Raw genomic sequence first — 17,208 nt, forward strand, 5'->3', positions numbered from 1 at the left:
CAACGTAGAATGGAGTGATCGCTGTTGGTTAGCGCATATCTTCATATCCATGCAAAAACTATTACTGTTTTTGAAGGATCTCCAATCATGTAAAAAGGACTTAAATTATGAGCAAAAGCTACACTCTTAAGGCCGAAAAACGCGAGCGGGTTGGTAAGGGGTCCTCCCGTGAACTTCGCCGCAACGGTCTTATTCCTGCTGTCATTTATGGTGAAAAACAACCACCTTTGGCAATAACAGTTCCCTATAAAGAAATTTTCTACAAAATTCATGCTGGTGGCTTTCGCACCACCATTGCAACGATTATTCTTGACAAGCAAAAAATTATGGTTTTGCCAAAAGATTATCAATTAGATCCCGTGCGTGACTTTCCCCTCCATGTAGACTTTTTGCGCATTTCAGCAAAATCCGTTGTAGAAGTGAATATTCCTGTCCACTTCCTCAATGAAGATACGGCACCTGGACTTAAAAAGGGTGGTGTCCTCAATATTGTTCGGCACGAAATTGAATGTACAGCTCCAGCAAGTGCTATTCCTGAAGCTATTGAAATTGATCTCTCCAGCTACTCTATTGGTGATTCTATTCACATTTCAGCAGTGCAACTGCCAAAAGATGTGACTCCCATCATCCAAGATCGAGACTTTACCATTGCAACCATTGCAGCTCCTGCTGGCATGGATGTCAGCGATGAAACTTCTGAACAAGAAAATGATGAAGAAGACACACAAACTTCATAAAACTCAAAAGGCGGGAATTTTTCCGCCTTAATTTATGAGACATTACCCTTACTCATACTTTGACTGAAGATACACATGTGGCTTATTGCTGGTCTTGGCAATCCTGGTTTACAATATCAAAATAACCGCCATAATATCGGTTTTATGGCTGTTGATGCCATTTATCAGTCCTTCTCTTTTTCTCCATGGTCAAAGAAGTTTCAAGCAGAAATCTCCAATGGTTTCATAAATAATGAGAAAATTTTTCTTATAAAACCACAAACTTTCATGAATCTTTCTGGTCAAGCTATCGGTGAAGCTTTGCGATTTTATAAATTAGATTTAAAGAATTTGATCATCATTTATGATGAACTAGACCTGTCACCGGGGAAAGTTCGTATAAAAATTGGTGGAGGACATAATGGGCATAATGGCATTAAGTCTATTGATGCCCATTGTGGTACTGACTATTGTCGTATACGCATAGGAATTGGTCATCCTGGAAGCAAAGAACTTGTTCATCAACATGTCTTGGGGAATTTTACCAAATCTGATCAAGAATGGTTATCCCCTCTCTTAGAGACAATTGCAAAAAATATCGCTCTCCTTATAAAAGATGATAAATCCCTCTTTATGAATGAAGTTTCACAAACGATAAAACACAATCAGAACCATTAGCTTGCGTGCCCCTGTCGCGTGAAGAATATGAATAAGAACTCTTAAAAAAATCCTCTTATAAACTTTCTCAAAGGCAAAATCTGTTGGCAACGTGAGAAGCTAGAAAATAGAACAGAATACAAGCTTGTATACACCTTTGAAGAAGAAAGGCTTATATTCTCTTTTGAGAGAAAGAGAAGATTGAACAGCAAACACAGCTCTCTCCAATCTTCTCCCCTAAATTAAAAAAAATCATTTGGCTGAATGGTCGACTGTAGCGGATCGTAACCATTTGATTGTTGACTATAAACTGTAGGAATACTCCTATTGTTTTGCAATACCACAACACGCGAACCAATGGGAACACGATCATAAAGATCGATAATATCTTGATTAAGCAAACGGATACACCCACTTGAAATAGCACGCCCAATTGACCACGATTCGTGTGAGCCATGAATACGGAAAAGTGTATCTTTCCCATTTTTGAACAAATAAAGTGCCCGCGCACCTAATGGATTATCGGGCCCTGGTGGCATTCCTTTCCCAAGATGACCATAACGTTCTGGTTCTCGAGCCATCATAGCTGCAGTAGGAGCCCAATTTGGCCACCGACGCTTGCGCTGTATAACCCCCTCACCTTCAAATGCTAGGCCTTCTTTACCGACACCAATCCCATAACGCAAAGCTTTTCCATTTTCACCAATAAGGTAAAGAAAACACTCTTGCGTATCTATAACCAATGTTCCAGGCGCATAAGATGTATAATAAATCACCTCTTGTCGCCAATATTTTGGATCAATTGTCGCAAGATCAACAGCAGGTAACGAATAGGTCTCATTCGTTACAGGACCATACAAAGCCTGTATTTCTGGTGGAATGTATCGAACTTGTTGAAAAGGTACCGATGACATATCTGACTGACGTGTAGCACATCCAGCCAAAGCCAAAAGTGCTGCAATTAAAAAGGCACAACGAGATAACACTCTTCTATTTTCTCCGATTAATTATTTATGCAGATTTGCATACCATGAAAAACTTAGCACAATATTAACATTAATTCGAAGTTTTCTTATCCTTGTAACTAAGGAGAACAATAAGGTAAGAAGAACTAAGGTAAAAAAGTAGATACCTATTACTTTAGACTTTTTTCTCACTTATCGCAAGACCAGGACTATAACTCTTCTGAAAATATGCTATAAAAAGGAAGCTTTATCTTGACCATAAAATTAATAGAAAAGAAAGACTCTCATGGGCTTTAAATGCGGTATTGTCGGATTACCTAATGTCGGGAAATCAACTCTTTTTAATGCATTAACAAAAACAGCCACTGCACAGGCTGCCAATTATCCTTTTTGTACCATTGAACCCAATACCGGAGAAGTTGCTGTTCCAGATTTACGAATGGAAAAAATTGCATCAATCGCTGGTTCAAAAGAAATGATTCCTACACGCATTAACTTCGTCGATATTGCGGGGCTTGTGCGAGGAGCTTCAAAAGGCGAAGGTTTAGGAAACAAGTTTTTAGCCAATATTCGCGAAGTCGATGCTATTGTCCACGTTTTACGCTGTTTTCAAAATGAAGATATTACCCATGTAGAGGGACGTATTGATCCTGTTTGTGATGCGACAACGGTTGAAACCGAACTCATGCTTGCGGATCTTGAAAGTCTTGAGAGACGAATCATACAAATCCGTAAACGAGCAACCGGAAAAGACAAAGAAGCTCTCACAATTTTACCTATTATGGAAAAAGCATTAAACATACTGCAACAGGGAAACCCTGTCCGGTTATTACTCAAAGATATTTCTTCCGATGAACACCACATTCTTAAGAGTTTGAATCTTTTAACCTCCAAGCCTGTACTTTATGTTTGTAATGTAAGCGAAAATGACGCCGCTCGTGGAAATAGCTTTACCCAAACAGTTGAAAAAATGGCAACAGAGCAAAATGCGCAAAGCATTATCATTTCTGCTTCTATCGAAGCGGAAATTACACAACTGAGTGATGCTGAAGCATCAGAATATCTCAATGCGCTAGAACTCTTTGAACCGAGTCTCAATCGCCTCATTCGCGCTGGTTACCATTTACTTGATCTCATTACTTACTTCACCTGTGGGCCTAAGGAAACACGAGCATGGACAATTACGCGTGGTACAAAAGCTCCCCAAGCAGCTGGTGTTATTCATTCAGATTTTGAGCGCGGTTTCATTCGTGCCCAAACCATCAGCTATAATGACTATATTGCTCTGGGTGGAGAAAGCGGTGCAAAGGAAGCAGGAAAAGCCCGCGATGAAGGAAAGGAATACATTGTGCAAGATGGCGATATCATGTTATTTAAACATAATACTTAAATCTTCACTCTGTCTTAATAGTTTATCTTGAAAACTTTGATAATAGCTCCTTGGAATCTTGTCGCAAAAATTCTCAAGAGCTTTTAGAACAAAAAAACTGTTGCTAGCATATGATTGTGATAGCAACAGCTTGGTCCATTAAAGAATAGAAATATAAAATTAGCGTGTCCAACGCCCTTCGTATTTAAATGTTGGAGCGTTCTTTAAAGAATCTTTTGTCGCATTTGTAATAAGTTTCCATTTACCATAATCATTTGTCATCTGGATTGTTTCTGGAGAAACGACCACATAACTCTCGCCTATGCCAAGAAAACCACCAACAGCAATAACAAATCCTGCAATATTATTTTCACGTAAAATAATATCTTTTACTTCACCAATATTTTCATCTTCTATATTATATACATTGGCGCCTATAAGACTGGAAGCAACAAAATCCGTTGCTAAAGGTGTCACATAACGCACAGACTTATCTATCCCCACCTGTACAATACCCGTCGAAGAGATCATTTCAGGTTTTGAAGGCACTTCAAAAGACTGAGCATAAGTACTAGAAACCATCAAAATTGACATAAGAGTAGTACATGCAATTTTTTTCATTTTAACATCTCCATTTTTACTTTGCTTTTACTTTATAAAACCTCAATGCATCATAAAAAGATTTGTTCCTTATGCTCTTTATACTCTATACTCTTTTGAGCCTTATCGCTTTACCCTTTTCTCTTTATTTCGTCTTTTATTTCTTTCTCTAATTCTTCTTCTAAACCACACCAAATACGATTTTTTAAAATATAAACAAACCCTGCAAAAATGATTAAAAATAAAATAACACGAAAACCGGTTTTTTTACGAATTTCCATATGAGGATCGGCAGCCCACATCAAAAAAGCAGAAACATCGCGCGCATAATGTTCAATGATTTCTGGGGTTCCATCTTCATAAGCAACCATACCATCACTCAAAGGAGGAGCCATAGTTAAAGAATTACCGGCAATAAAATAAGGATTATACCAATAACCATTCGCAATTTTTATCTCCTTCGGTGCCTTCTGATATCCTGTTAAAAGAGCTGTAATATAATCTGGACCAGCTGTATCATAATGAGACAATGCATCAGTAATTAAAGCAGGAAACGGCAAAGATACCCCACGTGCACGTGCTATCAATGTCAAATCTGGAGGATAAGCACTATTCAAAATAAATCTTGCTTCTTCTTCATGTGAAAAGGGAGAAGGAAAACAATCCGTTGCAACCCCAGCACGTTTAAAAAATTTTCCTTCTCGATTAGGACCATCGCGCACTTCATATTGCCCCGCCAAAGCTTTGATCTGTTCTTGATCATACCCAAGATCTTTTAAATTGCGAAAAGCCACATATTTTAGCCCATGGCAGCTGGAACAAACTTGTCTATAAACCTTTAATCCGCGCCTCAATTGCGCCTTATCATAAAGCCCAAATGGACCTGAAAAACTCCATTCTTGTTTTTTAGGAACCTGTAAAGGAAAAGAAATAAATCCTTCTTCCTGATCAGAGGCATCACTCGCTAAACTCTGAGCAGAAAAACTCATAGCAACAATAACAACCAGCCCGACAAAAACATTTACCATAGTCTCTTTTTTTTCTGTTTTAAATCTTGCATAATTGAAGAAGGAAGAGAACAATTTTTTTCAAACGCTGGCAAAATCGGCAAAATAACCAAAAAAAATATAAAATAATAAACCGTAGCCAATTGTGTCCATAAAAGAATTTTGTCACTTATTTCTCTTGACCCCAACCAACCAAGAAAAACGACATCAATAACCAACGCCCAAAAGAAAATTTTATAAACAGGTCGATATCTTGCTGAACATATTTTAGAGCGGTCTAACCATGGCACAAAAATTAAAATGCAAATCGAACTGACGAATAAAACAAAGCCAACAAAGTTTGAAGAGAAAATACCGATATCAAAAGTTATAGCACGAAGCATCGCATAAAAAGGCAAAAAATACCATTCTGGAACCACACGAAGAGGTGCCTTTAAAGGATCTGCCACACTATAATTTTCAGCCTGCCCCATATAATCGGGCATATAAAACAAAAACCAGGCAAAGAAGATGAGAAAAACAGTAATAGCAAAAATATCTTTGATAAGCGCATAAGGCGAAAATGGAACTGTTTCCTTATCTGATTGTATAGCAAGACCCGTTGGATTGCCTTGCCCAACACAATGAATTGCCCAAATATGCAGCCCCACAAAAAGAAGCAAAATAAATGATAAAACATAATGGAAAACATAAAAACGATTCAACGTTGGTTGTCCTACGACATAACCACCCAGAAATGTCTCATGCAACCATGTCCCCACCAAAGGTATCGTTTTTAAAAGCCCTGCAATCACTGAAGCCGCTGAAATAGACATCATCCCCCAAACAAGCACATAACCAAAAAATGCTATTGCCATCATGATGATATAAATAAAAATACCTGTAACCCATACCATTTCTCGCATATTTTTATAAGAACCATAATAAAGTCCACGTGCTAAATGGATATAAACAGCAATAAAAAAAAACGAAGAGCCTACACAATGCCATGGACGAAAAAGCCAACCAAACTGCCCTTCACGCCGAAATCGTTCACTGGTTTCAAAAGCCAAATGAATATCCGGAACATAATGCATAGCCAAGACAATACCAGTCAAAAGCTGTGATAAAAGCATAATGGTCAAAATACCGCCAAATGTATAAAAGTAATTAAGATTACGCGGAACAGGAAAAATCACAAATGCATTATAAAAAAAACGAGGAAGAGGAAAACGCTTATCAAACCAACGGGCAAGTGCATTTTTAGGACAATAAGGAGAAAACCTTGTCATAACCTTATCCTATTTTGAGCAAAGTATCAGAAAGAAATTGGTAAGGAGGAATAGCCAAATTATAGTTAGCTGGACCCGACCGCACTCTTCCAGCTGTATCATAAACAGACCCATGACATGGACACAACCACCCTCCAAATTTCCCAGATTGCCCAAGTGTTATACAGCCTAAATGCGTACAAAGATTAATGACGATAAGCCAATTTTCACGTCCTTTACCTGCTGAACGTGCAAAATCCGTCGCTTCTTTTTCACCTTCAAGATTAGGATTGCGCGCTTGACGATCTTTTAGAAGTCTCAATTCAGTAGCGCGCGCATCAGCAATTTCTTTTGCCGTACGATTTCGAATAACAACAGGCTGTCCTCGCCACTTTACCGTTACTGACATCCCCTCTTCAATACCAGAAAGATCAACCTCAACAGAGGAAGATGCCAAAACAGCTTCATCTGGACGCAACTGACGGATAAAAGGCCACACAACCGCTCCCATTCCAACTGCTCCTGCAACAGCTGTTACCAAAAACAGAAAATCCCGCCTCGTTTGCTCACCCATGGCCTTAACTTAAAGAGACACTTTGCTAAAACATTCTTTTACCATACCCTCTCCCATTGTACAATGCTTGATCACTCCGTTACCTCAACCATAAAAACATCCCCGTAAAACACTCCTGCCATTTGTATGGTTTATACAAAAAACTGTTTTATAATGATAATTCATCGTTTTACAGAGTGAATGAAATCCCTAAACACCGTAAGGTTTTTTCATTTCAAACCTATTCATATTAATCAATCAAAATTACTCCCCCGCCCGTGAAAATCAGAGATAGCATGTAAATAAACACTTCTAAAGAAAGAAACATAGTCTTGTTATGACCATATCTCAGTAAACAAGTTGAGCTTATCGGTTATTTCTTTAACACATTTACAGCATCTCTCCCTCCCTCAATTCCAACTGGTTGCATGAGTATTTTTTTCGCTTCTGTTTTTGCATAAAAAGCATATTTTGTTGATTTTAATTAAAATTGATGATCTAATCTCATTAAATATCCCACTTTTCAACATAATGAGCCAAGTCATTTCATGGATTGCTCAATAAAAGGAAGTCCCTAATAGGGAGCTTCTCTCTGATCCCAAACAGACCTGTATACATAACTTTTCCCTGAAATTTAAAGGGAATAAAAATGAACCGTAAAAAACATGTATTTCTCAAAGCATATTTTTCGAATAAATTGTGGTGCTTCTTTACAAAGTCGAAAGAAAAATCATATTACAGAGAACATGACACTTCATATAGCTCTTTTCCAACCTGATATTGCTGGTAATACTGGAACGATTTTACGTCTTAGCGCTTGCTTTGGTTTACATGTGCACATTATTGAACCTGCAGGCTTTAATCTGTCGGATCGTAATCTCAAACGCGCAGGATTGGATTATCTCGAATATGCTTCCTTAGAACGACACATTGATTGGCAACATTTTATAAGCTCCATGAAACACTTTAACCGCCGCCTGTTGCTTTTAAGTACAAAAGCAAAAACATGCTATACGCAGATATGCTATCAAAGAAATGATGTTTTACTTTTTGGTCGTGAAACAGCTGGCGTTCCCGATTATGTTCATGAAGCGGCCGATTACACATTAAAAATTCCCATGCAACCACAGGCACGCTCTCTAAATCTCGCCATGAGCGTAGCCATAACAACAGGAGAAGCATTACGCCAAATTGGTTATCATGAAAGAAACTGTAATCTATAAAAACATAAATTATCACGAAAAACAATAATACAACATATAAAGAACAGTTAGAGCGTATAATGCCTATCATTTTCCAACAATTAAGTGCTGGTAAAATAAACATTTCTTAGTGCCCATCACATCCATTTCATATCACCTCATATCACCACCTATGAATGATTAAATACTCCTCATAGTAAAAATCCAGTGAACATCCCCCTCTTTATGGTCATACAAGGTGCAAACCGCTACCACTATTCTCTTTATTCGTTCTCATTTTCGAGAATCCTTATCTTTGAGATGATTCATAAGAGACATTTTTCCTCTCTGTAATCATTTTTCCTCACTTGTGACGTGTAAGGCAATAACTTTGATTGATGTAATATGAACAGGTTTGAAATAACCTTACAATATTGTGAACTCTTATTTCACATAAATAATGATTATTATAAATTAATATGTTGACTTAAAAAATATAAACAACAGTGAGTTTATAAACAGAAATATTATAAATCAATTTTTTCTAATAGTGCATGACGATCCATTAAAAATCCGCTTTCAATCCATATCATTTCTAGCTCTTTAAGCTTTTTTCCTAAAAGTACACCTTTTGTAAAACCTTTCTTTATTAAATCGTTACCATTAATAGGAAAAGTTGGAATTTGCCATTTTTGGGCAAATTGATAAAGCTTGACATAACCCTCTGCTTTTTGCAAAGCATCACTTTTTTCCAGATGATCAAGATGTGATGCAGCGACAGACAACGATAATTGATCTAAAACTGGCTGTCGTCCATGAAAATAAATCAGTTTTTGCACAAAATGATCAGAACAGTTTTGGTTTATTATTTCTAACTCTGCCCATTCTTTTAATCGCGTTGTTTCCTTAAGAGAAAAACGCAAGCGCTGTGCCATTTCATGAAGACGCATGGGATCAGGAGGAAGAAGGCTTTCTAGCCGTAACAATGGATCAACTTTCCAACCAAGATCCTGTTCTGTCTTCACCAATGCGTGAATTGCATCAATACCCCATCGTTCTGTTTCAGGAAAAATGAGTGCCAAAATTCTGCTTTGTCGCATCCATAAAAGAGCACGCGTTGGATCAAACGCCGCAAGAAGCTTTTTCATTTCTGCCCAAATACGTTCAGAAGAAAGTTTTTTTAAACCGTGTTTTAAACGAACACATGCCTTCAATCCTTGCACATCAGGTCGCCCTGCTCCATACCACGCAAAAAAGCGAAAAAACCGTAAAATACGCAAATAATCTTCGCCAATACGATCTTCTGCAACCCCAATAAAACGAACTGTTCGGCTAGCAATATCACTCAAACCTCCCACATCATCATAAAGGTTGCCAGCAGCATCACAATAAAGCGCATTTATCGTAAAATCTCGCCGTTCAGCATCTTTTTTCCAATCACGACCAAATGCCACTTTTGCATGACGACCATCTGTTTCAATATCGCAGCGAAGCGTTGTAACCTCATAAGAACATGAATGAGCAACTACTGTTATTGTACCAAAAGCAATCCCTGTAGGAATAGCTTTAAATCCTGCTTCTTCTACACGTGCAATAACCTGTTGCGGCAAACAGGTTGTTGCAATATCAATATCACTAATAGGCTGCCCTAGCAGTTGATTGCGCACTGCTCCCCCTACAATACGCGCCTCTTCCCCCTCCACAGACAAAACACGAAGAAGTGTTTGGATATCACTTTGTTGTAACCACGCAACCTGTTTGAAGTTCTGTCTTATATTCACCCTTTAACCTTTCAAAAAAGTTGTCTTCATTGCTTTAAAAAACTCTCTTCATAAAACAAATTTTTTAATACATCCCTTATAAAGCACGTCTATTCTTCCAAAGAAACTTTTCTCTTCTATACGAATATGAAAAAAAACGGCATATGATACTTCATTTCTTCTCATTTTCTGTTACAAACAATAAGATATCCATTATCATGCAGAGAAAATTACCATTTTTGCGACAAACGCCTTAAGGAAGAAATATGAGTCAACATGATCCATCATCCAATTCTATAAAAAAGGTCAATATCAATCATGAAGCTCAAGTCATTATTGATGATATTGATACGGCACACAAAGAATTGGATATTTTACAAAAAGAAATTGACAAAGTTATTTTTGGGCAAAATCAGGTAATCGAATATGCTTTAATCGCTATTTTTGCTGGTGGTCACGCCCTTCTTGTCGGTGCTCCAGGACTTGCAAAAACACGTCTTGTTGAAACATTGGGAACAGTCTTAGGGCTTGATGAAAAACGCATCCAATTCACTCCTGACTTAATGCCATCGGATATTATTGGTTCTGAAATTATGGATTCCGATAAAGACGGTAAACGTTCTTTTCGATACATTCAAGGTCCTATTTTTACGCAACTTCTCATGGCCGATGAAATCAATCGTGCTTCCCCACGGACACAGTCAGCCCTTTTACAAGCTATGCAAGAATATCATGTTACTGTTGCAGGTAACCGTTATGATTTGCCACAACCTTTTCATGTTCTTGCAACGCAAAATCCTCTCGAACAAGAAGGGACCTATCCACTTCCTGAAGCACAACTGGATCGCTTTTTGATGCAAATCGATATTGACTATCCTGACCTCACAACAGAGCGACGGATTATTTTAGAAACAACAAAAGAAAAAAAATCAAATGCAAAACCAATTTTATCCGGCAAAAAATTGCAAAAAATTCAAAATATCGTTCGCAAAATGCCTCTTTCAGAAAGTGTGATCGAAGCTATTTTAAAAATTGTCCGCTCATCTCGCCCTCATAAAGACAATAGCCTTGCTAATACTTATGTTTCTTGGGGACCTGGTCCACGGGCATCACAAGCCCTTTCACTTTGTGTTCGCGCCCGTGCTCTTTATTATGGACGCTTAGCCCCTTCACTTGATGATGTTGAAGCATTGGCCTATCCTGTATTACAACACCGCATGGCTCTTAATTTTTCTGCCCGTGCTGAAGATATAACCGTAAAAGATATTATTAATAACCTTGTGAAAGATGCTCTTTGAATGGCTCTTGGCAAAAAAGTTTTACAAAAGCCTCCATTGTCGCTGGCAAATGAACTGCATAAGGATACTGGCAAAATGCCATATTTCCTTTTACAAGCGCGTCATATCGCTAATACATTGATAACCGGATGGCATAGACAACGTAAAAGCGGTAATGGGGAAAACTTTTGGCAATTTCGTCCCTATATGGAAGGAGAATCCATTAGCCGCATTGACTGGCGTCGCTCAGCGCGTGATGAAAATACATATCTCCGTGAACATGAATGGCAAATGACACAAACCGTTTGGCTTTGTCCTGATCAGAGCGCATCAATGCATTACTGTTCGCGCTTTTCTAAAATCTCTAAAGGTAATCATGCCATTATTCTTACCCTTACCTTGGCATCCCTTCTTGCACGCAGTGGCGAACATATTGCTATTCCTAACTTAATGTCCCCCACAATGACATCCAATGTCGTAGAACGAATAGCCTTTGCTTTAGAAAATCATTCAGATGAAAATTTATTTCCGGATTTTTCAACGATTACACGCTTTTCACATGTCATTATAATGAGTGATTTTCTCGACTATCCTGAAAAAATCATCCAACATTTAACCGTTTTAACTACAAAACAAGTGACAGCGCATTTAATTGAAATTTCTGATCCCGCAGAAGAAAGCTTTCCCTACACAGGTCACACAGAATTTTTGGATCCCGAAACGAAAGAGAAACATGTTTCCACTAAAGCAGAAGATCTTCGTAAGAGCTATTGTAAACTATATCACGCAAGGCGACAAGAATTGGTAAATTTTTGCGCACGCCAAGGATGGTCTTATCACGTTAGTACAACAGATCAACCTTTAACAGAGACCATTTTTCATCTTGCAAATACAATGAGCGACTCTCCATTGCAAAAAAGGAGGGCACTTTGAGTTTTGCTGCTCCCTTTCTGTTACTAGGGCTTTTGTTCCTACCGGTCATTTGGTGGCTGTTGCGGATAACTCCTCCATCTCCGCGTAAAGAGCTTTTTCCCCCTTTTCGCTTCTTACCCAAACCAACTCATCAACAAGAAACAGCAAAACATACACCTTGGTGGTTGCTCTTGTTGCGTTTAACCATAGCGGCACTTGTTATCATAGCTCTAGCACGCCCCACTTGGAATCAAAAACCAATAAGCTTTTCCGGATCTCAACCCCTTGCACTCATTATTGATAATGGTTGGGTTTCTGTAAAAGAATGGAAACAGCGCATCTCTATCGCTGAAATGCTCCTTGCACAGGCAGAAAAACAGCAAAAAAATATTTATCTTGTTGCAACGGCTGAAAATAATATCTCCAATATAGAGCCCCAACCAGCCAAGATTATAAAACAGCATTTAATGCATTTGCAACCGCGTCCTTGGCCTGTCAACCGTGTGCATGCCTTCAAAAAACTCAGCGAAAGAACCAAAGGAAAACCTCTTGATATTGCTTATTTAAGTGATGGATTACAAACAAATGAAGATGAGCAAGCTTTTGCTCTTCTTGAAGAATTAAAACCTAGAAACTTCTTGTGGTATTTGACTGATATTTCCGATTTAACCGGCATAACATCCATAGAAAATAATAATGGAAACATGGGCGCGCGTATTATCCGCTCAACAACACACAGTAATACTCCCGCTATACTCAGCCTTTACGATTCAAATAATCAACTTCTCGGTCAATTTACGAACAAGTTCTCTGAAGGAGAAACAACAGCACTTGTTCCTTTTAATGTACCACTTGAACTACGCAATGATATCGCTTGGATAAAAATAAACAATCAAAACCATGCTGCTGCAACCTTCTTGGTAGATAGCCATAACAGGATAAGCCGTGTTGCTCTTCTCTCACCCGATACCAATGAAATGGCACAGCCTTTACTTGCTCCATTTTATTACATTATCAAAGCCTTACAAGGTCATACACAGCTTATAACAGCCGGTGGAAGAGAACTTTCAACGGATATTGATCATTTGCTTAAACAAAATCCATCTGTTTTGATTATGGGTGACATTGTTAACATACCCCCAAAAGCAGAAAAAAAACTTTCTGATTTTGTGAATAAAGGGGGAACACTCATCCGCTTTGCAGGAGAAAAACTCAGTAGCGCAGAACATTACGATAACCTTCTTCCGATACCACTGCGCCCAGGTCAACGTTCCCTTGGAAGTATTATGTCTTGGACAAAACCACAAAAGCTTGCCCCTTTTGCAAAAAATAGCTTTTTCTTTGGTCTTCCCTTTCCAGGAGATGTTACTGTCTCGCGCCAAATCCTCGCAGAACCAACCCCAGATCTTTTTGAAAAAACGTGGCTTAGCCTTTCGGATGGAACTCCTCTTGTTACCGCAGCAAAACGTGGTAAAGGAACCCTCATTCTCATTCATGTTGCTCCTGACCCAACATGGTCTAACCTTCCTCTTTCTGGCTTTTTTGCACAAATGCTGCAAAAATTAATCACATTAGGTTCTAACGAAAACACAAACCTAACACACAGAGAAAAAAGAACAGTGATACAAAACCCTTGGCGAACTATAGCCATTGACGGACAATTACAAGTACCACCCTCTGATGTTGTTCCTTTGATCTTTGACTCTCAAAATCCACCCCATCCTTCCTACCATACTCCCCCAGGACTTTATGGTGCCAAAAACAATTTTTATGCACTCAATCTCTTAACTCATTCGTCGCACTTGATGAAACAATCATCATTGCCAACTTCTCTTAATAAAAGCCCTTTATCTTACGATACAAAAGAAAAAAATCTTATCGGTCCACTTTTAGGATTAGCCATCTTATTATTCGCCTTTGACAATTTTCTCATTTTATGGATGGGAGATATTTTTTCTTTCATGAAACGGCGTAATATGTTTCTCGTCCCCTTTATAAGTCTTATTGCCTTGTTTTCATATGATCCAACTCTTCATGCACAAACGAAAGAAAATCATCATGATAGTGTACAAGCTGCTGGCGCAACACATCTTGCCTATGTTATAACCAATAATCATGAAATTGATACAACGAGTAAAAGTGGTCTAGAAGCGTTAAGTCAATTTATCGCAGAGCGCACAATGCTTACCCTTGGCTCTGTTACAGCACTTGATCTCGATAAAGATGAACTCTCTTTTTATCCTCTTATTTACTGGCCAATTGATGTTAAGAGTCCTATACCAACCCCCAAAAGCCTTGAAAAAATAAATAACTTTATGAAACATGGGGGAACAATTTTATTTGACACGCGCGATCAGATAAAGAGCAATCTTAATCTTGAAGGAGACGCTACTCCAGAAACGCAAAGATTACGAGATATCTTAAAAAAGTTAAATATTCCATCCATTGAGCCAGCATCAACAGATCATGTTGTTGCACGTTCTTTTTATATTATGCCAGATTTTCCTGGTCTCTACCGTGGTTCACCTTTATGGGTTGAATCCTCATCAACAAACAAAAAAAAATAAAAACTCTCTTGCCAACGGCGATAACGTAAGCTCCCTTCTCATCACCGCAAATAACTTTGCTGGGGCTTGGGCACTCGATGAAAAAGGGGCATGGAAATATCCCCTTGTTCCCAATGATCCAATGCAACGTCTATGGGCATTTCGTGCAGGTTTAAATATTGTCCTTTATGTGCTTACAGGAAACTATAAAGCGGATCAAGTGCATGTTCCAGCACTCTTGGAACGCTTTAAAAGAGAAAGAAGGCAATGATATCATTTTTCACTTTTCAGCCTTTTTTACCACTCTTTTGGATTCTGCTCTTAAGCGGAATATCGATTCTTTTTGTCGTTGTTGGTCTTGTTACGCTACGGCAAGGTTCTTTATTTCGTCTGATGGCATTAAGCGCCCTTATCCTTGCTTTGCTCAATCCAATGATCATAAAAGAACAGCGCGAACCACTGAAAAGCACAGTAGGCATTGTCATTGACCGCAGCAAAAGCCAATCATTTGGAACACGTACAAATGATAGTGATGAAGCGCGCAGGCAATTAGTCGAAACACTGGCGCATTATCCACAATTTGAACCACGCTTTATTGAAGCTGGGAAACTTGCTGATAATCGATATGCACCCTCAACGAATTTGTTTGAAGCTTTAACACAAGCACTATCTGATGTACCGTTCTCTCGTTATGCAGGAACCATTTTTATCACCGATGGACAAGTGCATGACATCCCTGACCTATCAGACCTTCATCATGAAGCACCTCTCAATGCCCTGATTACAGGATACTCAGATGAATTTGATCGCCAAATCAAGTTTATTTCTCCTCCACGCTTTGCCCTTGTCAACAAACCACAAACGCTCTCCATTTTGGTAGAAGATAAAGGCCCCGCCAAAAAAACAATATCAGAGAAAGCAAATATTACACTAAGCGTCAATGGACAAGACATTGGCCATTATTCTGTAACTCCTGGCGTGATTTTTCAAACTGAAATTACCCTTCCTCATGCTGAAAGAAATATTATCCAAGTTATAACTGATCCACACAAAGGTGAACTAAGCTTGGAAAACAACCGCGCCATAACAATTATTGAAGGAATCAGAGAAAATTTACGCGTTCTTCTTATTTCAGGTGCTCCTTATAATGGAGAACGGACATGGCGAGACCTTTTGAAAGGTGACTCCAATATTGATCTTGTTCACTTTACTATTTTGCGTCCCCCCACCAAAGCAGATAATACGCCCTCAAGCCAATTATCCTTAGTGGTCTTTCCCACAAGAAAACTCTTTGTTGAAGAAATTAATAACTTTGATCTCATCATCCTTGATGGCTACCAGCACTCTACTGTTCTCCCCTTAATCTATTATGATTATATCGCCCAATATGTACAAAAGGGGGGTGCATTGTTGATGGTAACAGGACCTGAATTTACCCAAAAAAACTCACTTGCGAAAACACCTTTAATAAGCATTCTACCGGCATTGCCCAATGGAACTATTATTGAAAAACCTTTTCGCCCCACATTAACCAAAGAAGGTGAGCGCCATCCTGTCACAAGGGGTCTTGCAACACTTAACCTTCCCGCTTCTCAATGGGGGCAATGGTTGCGACAAATTGCTATTCAAAACATAAATAACGGAATCGCCCTCATGAAAGGAGCGGATGAACAACCACTTTTACTTCTCTCCCATGTTGATAAAGGACGTGTGGGCATGTTGCTTTCTGATGAAAGTTGGCTTTGGGCACGAGGTTTCGAAGGCGGTGGTCCTTATGCTGCTCTTTATCGTCGTATTGCCCATTGGCTCATGAAAGAACCAGAACTTGAGGAAGAAAAATTAAGTGCGACTAGCAGCCATCATCATTTAACAATTCGCCGCCAAACTCTAAAAGACCATCCAGAACCCGCTGAAATAATCTTTCCCTCTGGAAAAAAAGAAAATATTACTCTGACCAAAGAGAAAGAAGGCCTTTTTACTGCAACTGTGACCACTGATGAGACAGGAATTTTTAACATTAAAAATGGCGGTTTAACAATACTTTCTTCTGTAGGGATGCTCGATAATCTTGAGTTGTTTGACTTGATTTCAACACAAGAAAAACTAGCCCCCATTATTAAGCACACTGGTGGCTACATCGGACGTTTACACCCTGAAGGAAAAGAAAACATTCATCTTCCTCCATTTAAGCTGATTCAATCAAAAACAAGTCCGTCCTCTTCCCCAGCACATTCAATTGTTCTGAAAGAAGCAACAGAAACCCGTTTAATCAATACCTTTTATTTTTCGATATTTTCTGGTTTTTTTGCACTGCTTGCTTGCCTTTTACTGTTGAGCAGCATGTGGTATTATGAAGGCCGTTAAAAAGTCTGAGATTTCGTATAATAGTTTTAAAATTCAGCTTATCTTTTTACG

At 38.7% G+C, this 17,208-nt stretch carries 13 protein-coding genes and 1 pseudogene; 8 read left to right on the top strand and 6 right to left on the bottom strand.

Going from position 1 to position 17,208, the window contains the following annotated elements; genetic code table 11:
* Window positions 1–107: 107 nt before the first annotated feature.
* Both ACFIMS_RS06075 and pth read left to right on the top strand, forming a co-directional pair.
* Window positions 108–737 (top strand): 50S ribosomal protein L25/general stress protein Ctc, encoded by a 630-nt coding sequence (locus ACFIMS_RS06075; RefSeq protein ID WP_375611180.1) that lies wholly within the window; start codon window positions 108–110, stop codon window positions 735–737.
* A gap of 75 nt (window positions 738–812) precedes the next feature.
* Entirely contained in the window at window positions 813–1,394 is a 582-nt protein-coding gene (pth, locus tag ACFIMS_RS06080; RefSeq protein ID WP_375631640.1) for an aminoacyl-tRNA hydrolase, read from the top strand.
* Between the two features lie 221 nt (window positions 1,395–1,615).
* Here the strand turns inward: pth and ACFIMS_RS06085 are convergent, their stop codons facing one another.
* Complete coding sequence (locus ACFIMS_RS06085; protein WP_375611178.1) at window positions 1,616–2,359, bottom strand: L,D-transpeptidase; 744 nt, start codon at window positions 2,357–2,359, stop codon at window positions 1,616–1,618.
* Window positions 2,360–2,624: 265 nt separating this feature from the next.
* On the opposite strand from ACFIMS_RS06085, the gene ychF reads away from it, so the two are divergent.
* Window positions 2,625–3,728: a redox-regulated ATPase YchF gene (ychF, locus tag ACFIMS_RS06090; RefSeq protein WP_375611177.1), complete on the top strand. Its 1,104-nt coding sequence runs from the start codon at window positions 2,625–2,627 to the stop codon at window positions 3,726–3,728.
* Between the two features lie 159 nt (window positions 3,729–3,887).
* Here the strand turns inward: ychF and ACFIMS_RS06095 are convergent, their stop codons facing one another.
* From ACFIMS_RS06095 to petA, 4 genes are all read right to left on the bottom strand, one after another.
* A complete protein-coding gene (locus tag ACFIMS_RS06095) occupies window positions 3,888–4,328 on the bottom strand; it encodes a PRC-barrel domain-containing protein (protein WP_375611176.1) in 441 nt (146 codons plus the stop codon).
* Between the two features lie 110 nt (window positions 4,329–4,438).
* Window positions 4,439–5,335, bottom strand: a complete 897-nt coding sequence (locus tag ACFIMS_RS06100) for a cytochrome c1 (RefSeq protein ID WP_375668220.1) — start codon at window positions 5,333–5,335, stop codon at window positions 4,439–4,441.
* Window positions 5,329–6,585: a cytochrome bc complex cytochrome b subunit gene (locus ACFIMS_RS06105; protein WP_375696492.1), complete on the bottom strand. Its 1,257-nt coding sequence runs from the start codon at window positions 6,583–6,585 to the stop codon at window positions 5,329–5,331. The genes ACFIMS_RS06100 and ACFIMS_RS06105 overlap by 7 nt, the downstream gene beginning before the upstream one ends.
* A 4-nt stretch (window positions 6,586–6,589) precedes the next feature.
* A complete protein-coding gene (petA, locus tag ACFIMS_RS06110) occupies window positions 6,590–7,138 on the bottom strand; it encodes a ubiquinol-cytochrome c reductase iron-sulfur subunit (RefSeq protein WP_375611173.1) in 549 nt (182 codons plus the stop codon).
* A 725-nt stretch (window positions 7,139–7,863) separates the two neighbouring features.
* Here petA and ACFIMS_RS06115 point away from each other — a divergent pair.
* The gene (locus ACFIMS_RS06115; protein WP_375612986.1) at window positions 7,864–8,340 is read left to right on the top strand and encodes a tRNA (cytidine(34)-2'-O)-methyltransferase; all 477 of its coding nucleotides are present in this window, start codon (window positions 7,864–7,866) and stop codon (window positions 8,338–8,340) included.
* A gap of 485 nt (window positions 8,341–8,825) precedes the next feature.
* On the opposite strand, the gene ACFIMS_RS06120 is transcribed toward ACFIMS_RS06115, so the two are convergent.
* Window positions 8,826–10,079 (bottom strand): CCA tRNA nucleotidyltransferase, encoded by a 1,254-nt coding sequence (locus ACFIMS_RS06120; RefSeq protein ID WP_375612987.1) that lies wholly within the window; start codon window positions 10,077–10,079, stop codon window positions 8,826–8,828.
* 245 nt (window positions 10,080–10,324) lie between these two features.
* Between ACFIMS_RS06120 and ACFIMS_RS06125 the strand changes: the two genes are divergently transcribed.
* The 4 genes and pseudogenes from ACFIMS_RS06125 (at window position 10,325) to ACFIMS_RS06140 (ending at window position 17,157) form a co-directional block, all read left to right on the top strand.
* Window positions 10,325–11,356 (top strand): AAA family ATPase, encoded by a 1,032-nt coding sequence (locus ACFIMS_RS06125; protein WP_375612988.1) that lies wholly within the window; start codon window positions 10,325–10,327, stop codon window positions 11,354–11,356.
* Window positions 11,357–12,268, top strand: coding sequence for a DUF58 domain-containing protein (locus tag ACFIMS_RS06130; RefSeq protein WP_375638069.1), 912 nt, complete (start codon window positions 11,357–11,359; stop codon window positions 12,266–12,268). It abuts the gene before it with no gap.
* Window positions 12,265–15,064: pseudogene (locus ACFIMS_RS06135) on the top strand (DUF4159 domain-containing protein). Before ACFIMS_RS06130 ends, ACFIMS_RS06135 begins: the two are co-directional and overlap by 4 nt.
* Complete coding sequence (locus tag ACFIMS_RS06140) at window positions 15,061–17,157, top strand: glutamine amidotransferase (RefSeq protein ID WP_375681167.1); 2,097 nt, start codon at window positions 15,061–15,063, stop codon at window positions 17,155–17,157. The pseudogene ACFIMS_RS06135 and the gene ACFIMS_RS06140 overlap by 4 nt, the downstream one beginning before the upstream one ends.
* Window positions 17,158–17,208: the final 51 nt, after the last annotated feature.

Origin of the sequence: Bartonella sp. AP331QHHD (genome assembly GCF_042195905.1) — a bacterium.
Taxonomy (GTDB): Bacteria; Pseudomonadota; Alphaproteobacteria; order Rhizobiales; family Rhizobiaceae; genus Bartonella.